A 13799-nucleotide genomic window follows, 5' to 3' on the forward strand; every position below is an offset into this window, starting at 1 on the left:
GCAGTGGTGAGGAGCCGCGCAAAGCATGAACAACAAACTGCGTGGGTATGTGCGCCCCGAGGGCGATGATGCCCGGGTTGAGACTTGGGGCTGGCCCGAGATGGAGGTCGAGATAGAGGCGGGGGCCCCCACCAATGCTCTTGGCCTTGCCCCTGACTGGTATCAGCAGGAAGAGGAGGTGGTGGAGCCGGAGCCCGAACAGGAGCCGACCCCCAGCATCACCGCCGAGGAGCTTGAAGCGATCCGTCAGGCCGCCTGGGAAGAGGGGATGGCCGAGGGACGCGAGTCCGGTTATGCCAAGGGGATGGAAGAGGGCAAGCTGGAAGGATTGCAACAGGGCCACTCTGCCGGTCTCGAACAGGGGCGCGAGGAGGGGCTGGCCATGGGCCGCGAGCTGGTGGAGCAGGAGATCGCCCACTGGCAGGGGCTCGCCGCGCGCCTTGCCAATCCGCTTAACGAGATGGATCAGGCGGTGGAGCAGCAGTTGGTCTCGCTGGTGATGCAACTGGCCCGCGCGCTCATTCGTCACGAAGCGGAGACCTCTCCTCGCATTCTGCTGGAGGCGCTTAAAGAGGGGCTGGCCTTGCTACCTGCCGCCGAACAGGGGGTGACTCTGATGTTGCATCCCGACGATATCGCGCGAATCGAGCAGGCATTTGGCGCCGACGAGTGCGCCAAGCGCCACTGGCGATTGCAGAGCGATCCCACCCTCTCCCCCGGCGATCTGCAACTGGCGACCGAGCTCTCCAGCATCGATTTGACCCTCTCCGGGCGCATCGATCAGTTGCTGCGCAACTTCTTGCGGGACAATGCGTCGCAGAAACCGGCTTCGCAGGACTCACGCCCATAACCGATGCCGGACGTTGCCGTCCGGCTGCACTTTTTAGCTCTCAGGAGGCCAGATGAGCGGCTCGCTACTGAACCGGTTGCAAGGGTACAAGGTACGCGACAGCGCCCCCAAACCGCCGGTCGCCGGCAAATTGACCCGGGTGGTGGGGCTGACCCTCGAAGCCATCGGCTGCCGTGCCGCCATCGGTGCCCTCTGCCGCATCGATACCCTTGATGGGACGCTGGAGGCTGAAGTGGTCGGTTTTTCTGGCGATCGCCTCTATCTGATGCCGAGCGAGCAGCTCAAGGGGGTGATCCCCGGTGCCCGAGTGGTGCCCATCACCGAAGAGCACGGCATTCCGGTCGGCATGAACCTGCTAGGTCGAGTCATCGACGGCATCGGCCAGCCACTCGATGGGCTCGGCCCCATTATCTCCTCCCAGACCGTGCAGTTTGCCCAGCACCGCATCAACCCGCTCTCTCGCCGCCCGATCCATCAGCCGATGGATGTGGGGGTGCGCGCCATCAACGCCGTGCTGACGGTTGGTCAGGGCCAGCGGATGGGGTTGTTTGCCGGTTCCGGTGTCGGTAAATCGGTGCTGCTTGGCATGATGACTCGCGGCTCGGTGGCGGATGTGGTGGTGGTCGGCCTCATCGGTGAACGGGGCCGGGAAGTGAAAGAGTTTATCGAAGACATTCTGGGAGAGGAGGGGCGAGCCCGCTCCGTGGTGGTAGCGGCTCCCGCTGATGCCTCGCCGCTGATGCGGCTCAAGGGGTGTGAAACGGCGCTGGCCATCGCCGAGTATTTTCGCGATCAGGGGCTTAATGTGCTGCTCTTGATGGATTCGCTGACCCGTTATGCCCAGGCCCAGCGTGAGATCGCGCTGGCGGTGGGCGAGCCGCCGGCGACCAAGGGTTATCCGCCCTCGGTATTTGCCAAATTACCGGCGCTGGTGGAGAGGGCGGGTAACGGCAGTGACGGCCAGGGCTCCATCACCGCCTTCTTCACCGTCCTGACCGAGGGGGATGACCTGCAAGATCCCATTGCCGATGCGGCGCGGGCGATCCTCGATGGCCACATAGTTCTGTCGCGCGAGCTGGCCGATGCGGGCCACTATCCGGCTATCGACATCGAGAAGTCCATCAGCCGGGTCATGCCCATGGTCACTTCGCCGGAACATATGGATCTGGCGCGCACCCTCAAGCAGTTCTACTCCCTCTATCAGCAGAATCGGGATCTCATCACCATCGGTGCCTACAGTCAGGGTTCCGATCCGCGCATCGACCGTGCCATCATTCAAAAACCCTATCTGGATCAGTTCTTGCAGCAGGGGATGCGCGAGGTCATTCACTACGATGATGGCCTGCAAGCCTTGCAGATGGTGGCGATGCCATTGATGCGCTGATGATGGTCGGTAACAGAGAGGTCGACGATGAGTAAAGGGCTGGTATTGTTGGCCGATCGGCTGGTGGAGGCGGAGCAGCAGTGTGCGCTGGCGTTGGTGAAGGCGCAGCAGGATCTCAAGCTGTTCATGGATCAGCAAAATGCCCTCAACCAGTACCGCCAGATCTATCACCAGCAGTGGACCGATCGCGGCCTGCAGGGGATTTCGCCTCAACAAAATACCCAGTATCACGCCTTTATCAACAAGCTTGAACAGGCAGCGACCCAGCAGTACGAAGGGGTGTTGCAGGTGCGTCAGGCGCTGGAACAGCGTCGTGAAGAGTGGCTGGCAGCCCAGCAGCGGCGCAAGGCGGTAGAGCTGTTGCTGGAGAAGCAAGCGAGCCGCGAGCAGCAGAAAGCCCAGCGTCAGGAGCAGAAGATGCTGGATGAGTACGCCATGTTGCGGCGCTTTCATCAATCTGGCCTGTAACTTGCTTTGATATGGACATTGTCGGCGGCCATCTCTTTGGGGGCCACCAGAATTCAGGGATCCCATCATGATGCAGACACTGTTGACACAAACGCCTTCGGCTCCGGCCAACGGGTTGGACAAAGCGCCTCTGAGCGGTTCCGTCGAGAGCAAAAGTATCGATGGGGGAACCGGCAGCGACAGCAAGGGGGATTTCGCCACCCTGATTGCCAAGGCCCGGAACAGCGAACAGGGCGCCGCCGAGGCCACTCAGGGCGGTAACCATGTCCGATCAGCCAAATCTTTGGCGACCGAGAGCGCCTCTCCCAAAGAGGAGACCGGCAAGGAGCAGGCTTCTGACGCCGACAACAAGGTGGAGGAGGTCCCTGCCACCGACTTTCTGCTGCGCCTGCAAGACTCCCTCAAGCTCGATACCTCGCTAGTGACTCCCCAGCTGGCTGTGGCGGCCCAACAGAGCGCCACTGTGGTAGACGGCAATCCGTTGCCGCAAGAGGGTGAGCTGGAGGGGATTGCGCTTGATGAAGGCGAGCAGACTCCTGCCGCTGCCAGAATTGTCCAACAGCTTGCAGGTCAGACCGGGGCGCAGTCGCCGCTGGCGACGACCGCCAATTCGACTTCAGAAACCACCGTATCGTCTTCAGCGGCGCGAGTGGTGGCGAAGGGCGATGCCTCTGCTGCCGTTCTCTCCTCTGAAGGTGAAGATGCCGCCACTACTGCGGATGGGCAGGCCGGGGAGAAAGCCTTTGCCAAGGGCGAAACCCTCGGAGCAGATGGCAAGCAGACCAAGCCTCTCACGGGGGCAGAGCGAATGGCCCAGCTGGCCAAGGTGCTGCCGGTCGATGAGTCGGCAAGCACCGCCAAATCCGCTGAGTCACTCGCTGCAAAAGAGGCTGGCGACAGCAAATCCGATCTCGCCGCCAGCAATGCTTTGACTAACAAGGGGCAGGCAACGCAAGCCGCGACTCAGGGGGCCGCCCTCAAGGCCTTCAATGAGGGGCTCAAGCAGCCTGAAGCGGGCGCTGCAACCACTTCAGCAACTGCGGATGGAAGTGGGGTAGCTGGCAAGGGGACAGAAAAGGGTGCCGCCGAAGGCAGCCAGCAACCAGCCACCGCCGCCAATCAAGGTTCGGCGCCCGTGACGACGGCGCAAAGTGCCGTAGCAAGTGCCGCAGCCCAGGGCAGCGTGACGGCAAATGCGACGGCTCAGACCGATAGTGCTGCCGCCCCAGTGATGGTGGCGCCGCAGCAGGTGTTGGCACAGGCCGAATCTCAGGGGCCGCAAGCGCCGTTGTCGACCATTTCAGCCGGCATCAAACAGATGGAAGTGACCGGCACCGACGAGGTGCGAAAAGCGGTTTCGCTTGAGGTAAAGCCGAAGGCCGGTGAGGCGGAGAAGAGCCTGGTTGCGACGACATCTAGCAGTGAGATCAGCCCGAGCCAGACCGTTCAGCATGGCCAGAACAGCCAGACTCAGCCACAGGTAGCCGATAGCCGGGCGCCCGCCGCTGAGACGACGCTGCGCCGTGAGCCGCAGAATTTACCCCATTTGAAACTGGCCAGTCAGGAAGCGCCTGCCGAATTGCACCAGAAGGTCAATGTGATGCTGGCCGAAAAACTGCAACAGGCGGAAATTCAGCTCGACCCACTCGGCCTTGGCAAGATGAAGATCCAGATCCAGATGGGAGCCGACAGCCAGGCCAACGTCCATTTTGTGGTACAACATGGACAGACCCGCGAGATGCTGGAGCAGGCGATGCCCCGGCTGCGTGACATGCTGGCAGGGCAGGGGATCCAGCTTGGTCAGACGCAGGTACAGCAGCAGTCGCAACAACAGCAGCAACAGCAGCAACAGGGCCAGCCCACCTTTAACGGGCAGGGGCAGCAAGGTCAGAGTAGTGGTCAGCCGCGGTCCGGTAACGGGCTGGTTGAAGGGGAACTCACCACATCCAACCCCAGTTTGCTGGTGGAATCGACAAACGGTTCCGGAATTGATTTCTATGCTTGATGCAATCCCGAGTAAGTTTATGATATCGAACAAGTTTGAGACTAGGGTGGACAAGGGATGGCTGACGATAACGAGTTGACGCTAAAAGACCCGGCTGCGGGCAAGAAAAAGAAGCTGATCATTATCATTGCCCTGGCGGTAATTTTGCTGGGCGGAGGTGGTGCTGGCGCCTTCCTGATGCTCTCTGGCTCCGATAAACCGCCCGCTGAAGCGGCGGAAGGTGCCGAGGCTACACCCAAGGAGGAAGCGCCTAAACCTTCCCTCTATGTCGGTATGCCGCGCCCATTTGTCTTCAACGTCGCAGGTGCCCAGCGAGATCGACTGGTGCAGATCAAGATCCAGCTGATGGTGCGCGGTACCGCCGACGAGACGCTGGCCAAACAGAATATCCCCCTGATTGAAGGCACCTTGCTGCGGGTATTCAGCGCAGCCAGTGCCGAACAGCTGATGACCTTCGAAGGCAAGGAGAAGCTGCGCAAGGATTCACTGGAAGAGTGCCGTCGGGTGCTCAAGGACCTGGTCTCTTCCCCCGTTATCGAACAAGTGCTGTTTACCGGCTTTGTAATGCAGTAGGTGAAGCGTGAGCGATCTGTTAAGTCAGGACGAAATTGATGCCCTCTTGCACGGTGTCGATGATGTCGAAGAGGAAGAGATAGGCGGCGCTGGAGACCCCGGCGTAGCCCAGTTTGACTTCTCCTCCCAGGACCGCATCGTCCGTGGTCGCATGCCGACGCTGGAGCTGGTGAATGAGCGTTTCGCCCGCCATATGCGGATCAGTCTGTTCAACATGATGCGTCGTACCGCCGAGGTCTCGATCAACGGCGTGCAGATGCTCAAGTTTGGCGAGTATGTTCATACCCTGTTTGTGCCGACCAGTCTCAACATGGTGCGCTTCCGCCCGCTCAAGGGGACGGCGCTTATCACCATGGAGGCCCGATTGGTCTTCATCCTGGTGGAGAACTTTTTCGGTGGTGATGGCCGTTATCACGCCAAGATTGAGGGGCGCGAGTTCACCCCGACCGAGCGGCGCATTATCCAGATGCTGCTCAAACTGGTGTTTGAGGATTACAAGGATGCCTGGGCGCCGGTGATGGACGTGGGGTTCGAGTATCTCGACTCCGAAGTGAACCCGGCAATGGCCAACATCGTCAGCCCGACCGAGGTGATTGTGGTCAGCTCGTTCCACATCGAGCTCGATGGTGGCGGCGGCGACTTCCACGTGGCGATGCCCTACTCCATGCTGGAGCCGATCCGCGAGCTGCTGGACGCTGGTGTGCAGAGCGACAAGGGGGATACTGACGTACGCTGGAGCAAGGCGCTGCGTGACGAGATCATGGACGTCAAGGTGGAGCTGCGCGCCAAGCTGCTGGAGACCGAACTCACCCTGCGTGAACTGATGGAGCTGCGACCCGGCGATATCATTCCGGTCGATATGCCGGAAAATCTGCTGGTTTTTGTCGAGGACTTGCCCACTTTCCACGCCAAGATGGGCCGCACCAAGGATAATGTGGCGCTCAAGATCACCGACAAGCTCAAACGTCCGGAAGGGGTCAAGACGGAGATGCATCTGGTGACCCGGGGCGGGGTACGAATTGATGGCGAGGCCGAGCTGGAAGAGCTCGAGCGCAGTATCGAAGATCAACAGCGATAATTGACGGTTTATTACGGTAAACGGTCACGAAGTAGCATAAGGAAACAAGATGAGCGGAACTGAGGAAGAGGATCTGATGGCTGATGCCTGGGCTGCGGCTCTGGAGGAGCAGGTGACGGCGGAAGCCAAGCCAGCCCCGCTGGAAGAGTTGAAAGATGATGCCCCCATCAGTGCCGAGGAGCGTCGCAAGCTCGACACCATTCTCGATATTCCGGTCACTATCGCCATGGAGGTGGGCCGCAGCCAGATCAGCATCCGCAACCTGTTGCAGCTGAACCAGGGCTCGGTGGTGGAGCTGGATCGTGTTGCAGGCGAGCCGCTGGATGTATTGGTCAACGGTACCCTGATCGCTCACGGCGAGGTGGTGGTGGTGAACGACAAGTTCGGTATCCGCCTGACTGACGTCATCAGCCAGATTGAACGGATCAAGAAGCTCAAATGATGCGCCTCCTGTTGTTATTGCTGCCTGTTCCGGCCTTTGCCGAGACAGCGGCATCTGCCAACGTGCCTAGTCTGAGCTCCTGGTTGCTCTCCAGTCTGATGGTGATCGGTCTCATTCTGGTGCTGGGCTTTCTGCTCAAGAAGAGCAAGCTGGCGACCGCCATGGGGGGCGGCCAGATGCGGGTCATCGCCTCGTTGCCGGTGGGTTACAAAGAGAAGCTGCTGGTGGTCAAGGTGGGCGAACAGCAACTACTGGTCGGCGTAACACCGCAGCAGGTTAACTTTCTCTACCGGCTGGAGGAGCCGCTGGACGAAAACCAGCCTCAGGCGTTTTCCCAGCAGCTTGGCAAATTGATGGGCAAGCATGAAAAAAGCTAACGGCTTATGGCTGAAAACGGGGCTGCTGGTCAGCCTGCTGATACCACTGTTTTGCTCCTGGCCTGCGTTGGCACAGGACGCCATGTCGGCGGTGACCGTCAAGACCATGGGGGATGGCTCTCAGGAGTACAGCCTGACCCTGCAAGTGCTGGCGCTGATGACCGCGCTCTCCTTCTTGCCGGCCATGGTGATCATGATGACCTCGTTTACCCGCATCATTGTGGTGTTGGGTATCTTGCGCCAGGCTATCGGTCTGCAACAGAGCCCATCTAACCAGGTGTTGATCGGCATTGCCCTGTTCATGTCGTTTTTCATCATGTCGCCGGTGCTGGATCGCATCAATGATGAGGCGCTGCAGCCCTATCTGGCCGAGACCATTCAGGCAAAAGAGGCGCTGGAGCGGGCCGAGTTGCCCATCCACCAGTTCATGTTGGCCCAGACCCGGATCAAGGATCTCAACACCTTTATGGAGATCGCCAACGTGCAGGTGGAGAAACCTGCCGATGTGCCGCTACGGGTGCTGATCCCGGCCTTTGTCACCAGCGAGCTGAAAACCGCCTTCCAGATTGGTTTTATGCTGTTCTTGCCGTTCCTGGTCATCGATCTGGTGGTGGCCAGTATCCTGATGGCGATGGGGATGATGATGCTCTCGCCGATGATTGTCTCGCTGCCCTTCAAGCTGATGCTGTTTGTGATGGTGGATGGCTGGAACCTCATTCTGGGGTCACTGGCCAACAGTTTCGGACTGGGTGCCGGTTAGCCGGTCGAGCGCAAGGAGCCCGAACATGAGTCCTGAAACCTTTGTCGACGTCTTTCGCGAGGCGCTCTGGCTGGTCAATATCATGGTCAGCGCCGTGATCCTGCCCAGCCTCGCTATCGGCCTGGTGGTAGCCATTTTTCAGGCGGCCACCTCCATTAACGAACAGACCCTGAGCTTTCTGCCTCGTCTCATCGTGACACTGTTTGCGCTGGGGGCTGGCGCTCACTGGGGCTTGCAGAGTCTGATGGACTTCTTCGTGCTGATGGTGAACCAAATCCCCGAGGTGGTGGGATGACCTACACAACCGCTCTGATCATGGAGTGGTTGTCTTCCATCCTCTGGCCGCTGGCGCGGGTGAGCAGTCTGCTGATGGTGATGGCGGTGTTTGGCAGCCGCCTTGCTCCTGCGCGGGTACGGATGGGGCTGGCTTTGGCCATCACCTTTCTGATAGCTCCGTTGCTTCCGAAAATGCCCCCTATCGAGCTCTTCTCTGCTGGCAGTTTTCTGGTATTGGGCCAGCAGTTGCTGATCGGAATTGCCCTCGGTCTGATGACCCAGTTTCTGATGGAGAGCTTCGTGATGGCCGGTCAGGTCATCGCCATGCAAACCAGCCTCGGCTTTGCCACCCTGGTGGATCCGATGAATGGCCAGTCGGCCCCCGTGGTGGGTCAATTCTATCTGATGCTGGCGACCCTGGTATTTCTGGCGCTGGATGGCCATCTGGTGATGCTGCGGCTGGTGATCCTCAGCTTTGAAACCTTGCCGGTGTCGGACGCTGGACTCACTTTACCGGCCATCCGTACCCTGATCGGTTTTCTCGGAGTGATGTATCAGGCCTCACTGGTGATGGCCCTTTCTGCCATCGTCGCCCTGCTGCTGATCAACTTCGCTTTTGGCGTCATGACCCGGGCGGCGCCGCAGCTCAACATTTTCAGTATCGGTTTTGCGGTCAGTATGATGTCGGGTCTGCTGATCCTCTGGCTCACTATCGGCGGGTTCCTCGGTCACTTCGACATCATGTGGGAGCGGGTGCAGGAGGTTAGCTGCGAGCTGATCAACACCCAGTGCTTCGGGGGCGCTCATGGCTGATACCGACCAGGAACGTACCGAACAACCCACGGGCAAACGACTGCAACAGGCCCGTGAAAAAGGGCAGATTGCACGTTCAAAAGAGCTGGGGACCGCCAGCGTTCTGCTCTCGGCGGTCTTTGGCCTGTTGATGCTCAAGGGCTCGCTGGCGACCGCCATGGTCAAGGTTGTCACCATGGGCTTTACCCTGGACAGGGAGCAGGCCTTCGATCCCAATGCCATGATCGCTATGGTGCCGGCGCTGCTGGGGGAACTGGTGCTTCCGCTGGGACTCTTGTTTGCGCTGGTGGCGATTGCCGCTTTTATCGGCAACACCCTGATGGGGGGGATGAACTTCTCCACCGAAGCCATGATGCCCAAGATGAGCAAGCTGAGCCCGCTCAGCGGCCTCAAGCGAATGTTCGGGGTGCAGTCGCTGATTGAGCTGGTCAAATCCATCGCCAAGGTGGTGTTCATCACCCTGTTTGCCTGGTGGATGTTATCAAGTCAGTTTAATCATCTGCTCAACCTATCCATGGAGGGTTTCCCCGGCGGTATTATCGATGCGCTGGAGTTGTTTCTCTGGATGTTGATCATCCTCTGCTGTGCCCTGCTCCCCATCGTGGCCATCGATGTGCCGTTCCAGCAGTGGAACCACATGCGTCAGCTCAAGATGACCAAGCAGGAGGTGAAGGACGAGTTCAAGGACAGCGAAGGCAAGCCCGAGGTAAAAGGCAAGATCCGTCAGCTGCAGATGCAGATGGCTATGCGCCGGATGATGGGGGATGTGCCCAAGGCCGATGTGGTGATCACCAACCCGACCCACTACTCGGTAGCGCTCAAGTATGATGCGGGAAAACCCGGTGCCGCGCCCAAGGTCGTAGCCAAGGGCACCGATGAAATTGCAATGAAGATCAGGGAGATCGCCAGAGAGTACGAGATCCCCATCATGCCGTCACCGGCTTTGACCCGGGCTATTTACCACTCAACCGAGCTGGGCCACGAGATCCCGGAAGGGCTGTTTGCTGCGGTTGCCCAGGTGCTCGCCTATGTCTTCCAGCTCAAGAAATTCCGTCGTGGTCAGGGGCGCCGTCCCCAGCCACTGGCTAAAGATCTCCCCATTCCGACCGAATATCGCAAATGACAAAGTTCTGACGTAGTCAAAATAAATCCATTGCATTTCAATGTCTTGTATTGTTGGCCTGATGTTTGCTTTAATCTGGCACCAGCAGGTTGAAATTGAGAAGCGCGATGGAATTCAAGGCAGTATTGGGCCAGTTCAAAGAGTACCGGGGAGTATTGGGCAAAGGCCTTGGTACCCCTCTGCTGGTATTGGCCGCGCTCGGCATGGTGGTGTTACCCATCCCGCCGCTGATGCTGGACGTGCTCTTCTCCTTTAACATTGCCCTCTCCATCGTGGTGCTGCTGGTATCCGTCTATACCCGCCGCCCCCTCGAATTTGCTGCCTTCCCGACCGTACTGCTGCTCGCTACCTTGCTACGGTTGGCGTTGAACGTTGCCTCGACCCGGGTGGTGTTACTGGAAGGTCATAATGGCAGTGCGGCGGCCGGCCATGTGATCGAGGCGTTCGGTAACGTGGTGATCGGCGGCAACTATGCGGTCGGCATCATCGTTTTTACCATCCTGATGATCATCAACTTTGTGGTGATCACCAAGGGTGCCGGGCGGATCGCGGAAGTGAGTGCCCGTTTTACCCTTGATGCGATGCCAGGCAAACAGATGGCCATCGATGCCGATTTGAACGCTGGCCTCATCAATCAGGAAGAGGCGAAGAAGCGTCGCCAGGATGTGACCCAGGAAGCCGACTTCTACGGCTCCATGGATGGTGCCTCCAAATTCGTCAAAGGGGATGCCATTGCGGGCATCATGATCCTCTTTATCAACATCATCGGCGGCTTCATCATCGGGATGATGCAGCACCAGCTGACCTTCAGCGAATCGGCCGAGATCTATACCCTGTTGGCCATCGGTGACGGTCTGGTGGCGCAGATCCCCTCCCTGCTGCTCTCCATCGCCGCCGCCATCATAGTGACCCGTCAGAATACCGATCAGGACATGGGAACTGCGGTGCTGGGTCAGCTGTTTGACAATCCCAAAGCCCTGATCATCTCCGCCGGTATTCTGCTGATGATGGGACTGGTGCCGGGGATGCCCCATTTCGCCTTCCTGAGTCTGGGGGCTCTTGCCGCCGCTGGCGCCTGGTGGTTGCTGCGCCGCGAGAAACTGGCGGCCGCCAAAGCGGCCAAGGGTGAGCTGTTGCCTGCCACAGCCGAGCAGCCTCATGAACAGAAAGAGCTGAGCTGGGACGATGTGATGCCGGTGGACATCATCGGGCTGGAAGTGGGTTATCAGCTGATCCCGCTGGTGGATCGCAATCAGGGTGGCGAACTGCTCAACCGGATCAAAGGGGTGCGCAAGAAACTCTCGCAAGAGCTTGGCTTTCTGGTCCCTGCCGTCCACATTCGCGACAACCTGGATCTGGCGCCAAACCAATACCGCATCACCTTGATGGGGGTCAGTACCGGCGAGGCCAATGTCTACCATGATAAGGAGATGGCCATCAATCCGGGGCAGGTGTTCGGCCAGATCCAGGGGATAGCCACCCGGGATCCCGCCTTCGGACTGGAAGCAGTCTGGGTTGCCAAGGAGATGGTCTCTCAGGCACAGACACTGGGGTATACGGTGGTGGATACCGCGACCGTGGTGGCTACCCATCTGAGCCAGATCCTGACCAACCATGCTGCTCTGCTGCTGGGCCATGACGAGGTACAACAGCTGCTCGACATGATTGGCAAACATCAGAGCAAGCTGGTCGAAGGGTTGGTGCCGGAAGTGATCAGCATGGGTAACCTTGTGAAGGTATTGCAGAATTTGCTCAATGAAGGCGTGCCAATCCGCGATATGCGCACTATCCTGCAGACCCTGGTTGAATACGCGCCGCGCAGTCCGGATCCGGAAGTGCTCACGGCCGCTTGCCGGATTGCCCTGCGTCGCCTGATTGTGCAGGAGATTGCAGGTCCCGATCCCGAGCTGCCGGTGATTACCTTGGCACCGGAATTGGAACGTATATTGCATCAATCCCTGCAGGCAGGTGGCGGTGATGGTGCCGGTATTGAACCGGGTCTGGCTGAGCGGATGCAGCGTTCGCTGGTGGAAGCCACTCAACGACAAGAATTGGAAGGCCAACCGGCCGTGCTTCTGACATCGGGGATCTTGCGCAATACCTTGGCGAAATTTGTCAAGAATGCCATTCCTGGATTGCGCGTTCTGTCTTATCAGGAAGTGCCCGACGACAAGCAGATCCGCATCGTCAGTGCGGTAGGGCAGAACTAGTTAGCGGAGACGACGGGTGAAGATTAAGCGGTTTTTTGCCAAGGATATGCGAACGGCTCTGGCCGAGGTCAAGGAGACTCTCGGGCCTGACGCCGTCATCATGTCCAACAAGAAGGTTACCGGAGGGGTAGAGATAGTCGCCGCAGTCGATTATCAATCCCAGGTTCCGGGGCCCAAAGATGCGCCGGTTCGCCGTCAGCTGAACGATGAGAGCGTCAATATTTCGTCTGCTGCACGGCAGATGATCCGCCCCGAGCCGTCGCCGGCGAAGGAGCAGAACGAACATTATGCCGATACCCTGGCCGCCTTGCTGGCGCGCCAGCAGAAGCTCAAGCCGGGCAATGGGGCGCCAATGGGTAATACCCAATCGGCCGGTCTGGCCGCTGCCAATGCAGCGCCCAGAACATTGGCCGAGCAGGGGCAGTGGGGCGCAGCCCCCGAACCTGCCAAGCCCAAGGCCCGGGTTGCCTCCGGCCAGCGCGCCCCTCAACCTGCCCAGCGGGATCAGGAGATGGAAGGGATGCGCAAGGAGATGGCCAGCATCCGTAAATTGCTGGAGCATCAGATCTCCGGGCTGATGTGGCAAGAGGTGGAGCGCCGCGAGCCGATGCGGGCACTGCTGATCAAGGAGCTCAAGAAGCTGGGCTTTGACGATGCGTTTGCCGATCAACTGGCGGGACTGATCCCCGAAGATATGTCCATCCATCAGGCGATGGCCCAGTTGGCCGAGGTGCTGACGGCTCAGCTCAAGATCAGTGAGGACGAGATCATGCGTCAGGGCGGCGCGGTGGCGCTGCTTGGCCCGACCGGGGTGGGCAAAACCACCACCATCGCCAAGCTGGCGGCCCGTTTCGCCATGAAGTATGGCGCCGAGCAGGTGGCGCTGATCACCACCGACAACTATCGGATTGGTGCCCATGAACAGCTGCAGACCTATGGCCGCATCATGGGGTGTCCGGTGCGGCAGGTGCGTGATGCCGAAGAGCTGGCCAATGCCCTTTATCAGTTTCGCCATCGTCGGCTGGTACTTATCGATACGGCCGGGGTTGGCCAACGGGATATCCGGTTGACCGAGCAGCTCGATACCCTGGTCAAGAATGCCAAGGTGCGGATCCGCAGTTATCTGGTGATGTCGGCAACGTCCCAGCGTCGGGTGATGCAGGAGGCGGTTGACCATTTCCGGCGTATTCCATTAAGCGGCTGCATACTTACCAAATTGGATGAAAGTCTGAATCTGGGCGAAGTGATTAACGTGTGTATCCAGAATTCATTGCCCATCAGCTATATCACTGACGGACAAAGGGTTCCGGAAGATATAGGTTGCCAATGCGGCGCAGCTCGTCGGGGCTGCCATGGGCTCGCTGGAGCGAGAAACAGAGGAGCCCTATTTCTGGGGCGCAGGCTTTGGCGAGGCCGAAGATTCGGAGTTTTATGAGTAAC

The 13799-nt window shown here is 59.2% G+C and carries 13 protein-coding genes and 1 pseudogene; all 14 read left to right on the forward strand.

Annotated elements, in window-relative coordinates; all coding sequences use genetic code 11:
* Positions 1–25 precede the first annotated feature (25 nt).
* The 14 genes and pseudogenes from fliH to flhF all read left to right on the forward strand — a co-directional run bounded on the left by fliH (position 26) and on the right by flhF (position 13798).
* Complete coding sequence (fliH, locus tag ACTG2O_RS10365; protein WP_439975710.1) at positions 26–850, forward strand: flagellar assembly protein FliH; 825 nt, start codon at positions 26–28, stop codon at positions 848–850.
* Positions 851–902: 52 nt separating this feature from the next.
* Positions 903–2234, forward strand: coding sequence for a flagellar protein export ATPase FliI (gene fliI, locus ACTG2O_RS10370; protein WP_267518935.1), 1332 nt, complete (start codon positions 903–905; stop codon positions 2232–2234).
* Between the two features lie 27 nt (positions 2235–2261).
* A complete protein-coding gene (gene fliJ / locus ACTG2O_RS10375; protein ID WP_005334746.1) occupies positions 2262–2702 on the forward strand; it encodes a flagellar export protein FliJ in 441 nt (146 codons plus the stop codon).
* Positions 2703–2769: 67 nt separating this feature from the next.
* Positions 2770–4707 carry a flagellar hook-length control protein FliK gene (locus ACTG2O_RS10380; RefSeq protein ID WP_439975711.1) on the forward strand — a complete coding sequence of 646 codons (1938 nt, stop codon included), beginning with the start codon at positions 2770–2772 and terminating at the stop codon, positions 4705–4707.
* Positions 4708–4764: 57 nt separating this feature from the next.
* Positions 4765–5280: a flagellar basal body-associated protein FliL gene (gene fliL / locus ACTG2O_RS10385; RefSeq protein ID WP_043822474.1), complete on the forward strand. Its 516-nt coding sequence runs from the start codon at positions 4765–4767 to the stop codon at positions 5278–5280.
* Between the two features lie 7 nt (positions 5281–5287).
* Entirely contained in the window at positions 5288–6358 is a 1071-nt protein-coding gene (fliM, locus tag ACTG2O_RS10390; protein WP_005334736.1) for a flagellar motor switch protein FliM, read from the forward strand.
* Positions 6359–6407: 49 nt separating this feature from the next.
* Entirely contained in the window at positions 6408–6800 is a 393-nt protein-coding gene (fliN, locus tag ACTG2O_RS10395) for a flagellar motor switch protein FliN (protein ID WP_005298791.1), read from the forward strand.
* Positions 6797–7177, forward strand: coding sequence for a flagellar biosynthetic protein FliO (gene fliO / locus ACTG2O_RS10400; protein WP_005362049.1), 381 nt, complete (start codon positions 6797–6799; stop codon positions 7175–7177). Before fliN ends, fliO begins: the two co-directional genes overlap by 4 nt.
* Positions 7164–7937 (forward strand): flagellar type III secretion system pore protein FliP, encoded by a 774-nt coding sequence (gene fliP / locus ACTG2O_RS10405; protein WP_005334729.1) that lies wholly within the window; start codon positions 7164–7166, stop codon positions 7935–7937. The genes fliO and fliP overlap by 14 nt, the downstream gene beginning before the upstream one ends.
* Before the next feature lie 25 nt (positions 7938–7962).
* Positions 7963–8232: a flagellar biosynthesis protein FliQ gene (gene fliQ / locus ACTG2O_RS10410; RefSeq protein WP_040065332.1), complete on the forward strand. Its 270-nt coding sequence runs from the start codon at positions 7963–7965 to the stop codon at positions 8230–8232.
* Complete coding sequence (gene fliR / locus ACTG2O_RS10415) at positions 8229–9026, forward strand: flagellar biosynthetic protein FliR (protein ID WP_019444720.1); 798 nt, start codon at positions 8229–8231, stop codon at positions 9024–9026. The genes fliQ and fliR overlap by 4 nt, the downstream gene beginning before the upstream one ends.
* Positions 9019–10149 (forward strand): flagellar biosynthesis protein FlhB, encoded by a 1131-nt coding sequence (gene flhB, locus ACTG2O_RS10420; protein WP_019444721.1) that lies wholly within the window; start codon positions 9019–9021, stop codon positions 10147–10149. Before fliR ends, flhB begins: the two co-directional genes overlap by 8 nt.
* Positions 10150–10256: 107 nt before the next feature.
* Positions 10257–12359, forward strand: coding sequence for a flagellar biosynthesis protein FlhA (flhA, locus tag ACTG2O_RS10425; RefSeq protein WP_005353675.1), 2103 nt, complete (start codon positions 10257–10259; stop codon positions 12357–12359).
* A 16-nt stretch (positions 12360–12375) separates the two neighbouring features.
* A pseudogene (flhF, locus tag ACTG2O_RS10430) lies at positions 12376–13798 on the forward strand (flagellar biosynthesis protein FlhF).
* The last annotated feature ends 1 nt before the right edge of the window (position 13799 follow it).

The organism is Aeromonas sp. 61P (genome assembly GCF_051919545.1).
Lineage (GTDB): Bacteria > Pseudomonadota > Gammaproteobacteria > Enterobacterales > Aeromonadaceae > Aeromonas > Aeromonas veronii.

Bases quoted from the DNA above. Each gene is read 5' to 3' on its own strand.
- fliH (WP_439975710.1), top strand. From the start codon at position 26: ATGAACAACAAACTGCGTGGGTATGTGCGCCCCGAGGGCGATGATGCC.
- fliI (WP_267518935.1), top strand. From the start codon at position 903: ATGAGCGGCTCGCTACTGAACCGGTTGCAAGGGTACAAGGTACGCGAC.
- fliJ (WP_005334746.1), top strand. From the start codon at position 2,262: ATGAGTAAAGGGCTGGTATTGTTGGCCGATCGGCTGGTGGAGGCGGAG.
- ACTG2O_RS10380 (WP_439975711.1), top strand. From the start codon at position 2,770: ATGATGCAGACACTGTTGACACAAACGCCTTCGGCTCCGGCCAACGGG.
- fliL (WP_043822474.1), top strand. From the start codon at position 4,765: ATGGCTGACGATAACGAGTTGACGCTAAAAGACCCGGCTGCGGGCAAG.
- fliN (WP_005298791.1), top strand. From the start codon at position 6,408: ATGAGCGGAACTGAGGAAGAGGATCTGATGGCTGATGCCTGGGCTGCG.
- fliO (WP_005362049.1), top strand. From the start codon at position 6,797: ATGATGCGCCTCCTGTTGTTATTGCTGCCTGTTCCGGCCTTTGCCGAG.
- fliP (WP_005334729.1), top strand. From the start codon at position 7,164: ATGAAAAAAGCTAACGGCTTATGGCTGAAAACGGGGCTGCTGGTCAGC.
- fliQ (WP_040065332.1), top strand. From the start codon at position 7,963: ATGAGTCCTGAAACCTTTGTCGACGTCTTTCGCGAGGCGCTCTGGCTG.
- fliR (WP_019444720.1), top strand. From the start codon at position 8,229: ATGACCTACACAACCGCTCTGATCATGGAGTGGTTGTCTTCCATCCTC.
- flhB (WP_019444721.1), top strand. From the start codon at position 9,019: ATGGCTGATACCGACCAGGAACGTACCGAACAACCCACGGGCAAACGA.
- flhA (WP_005353675.1), top strand. From the start codon at position 10,257: ATGGAATTCAAGGCAGTATTGGGCCAGTTCAAAGAGTACCGGGGAGTA.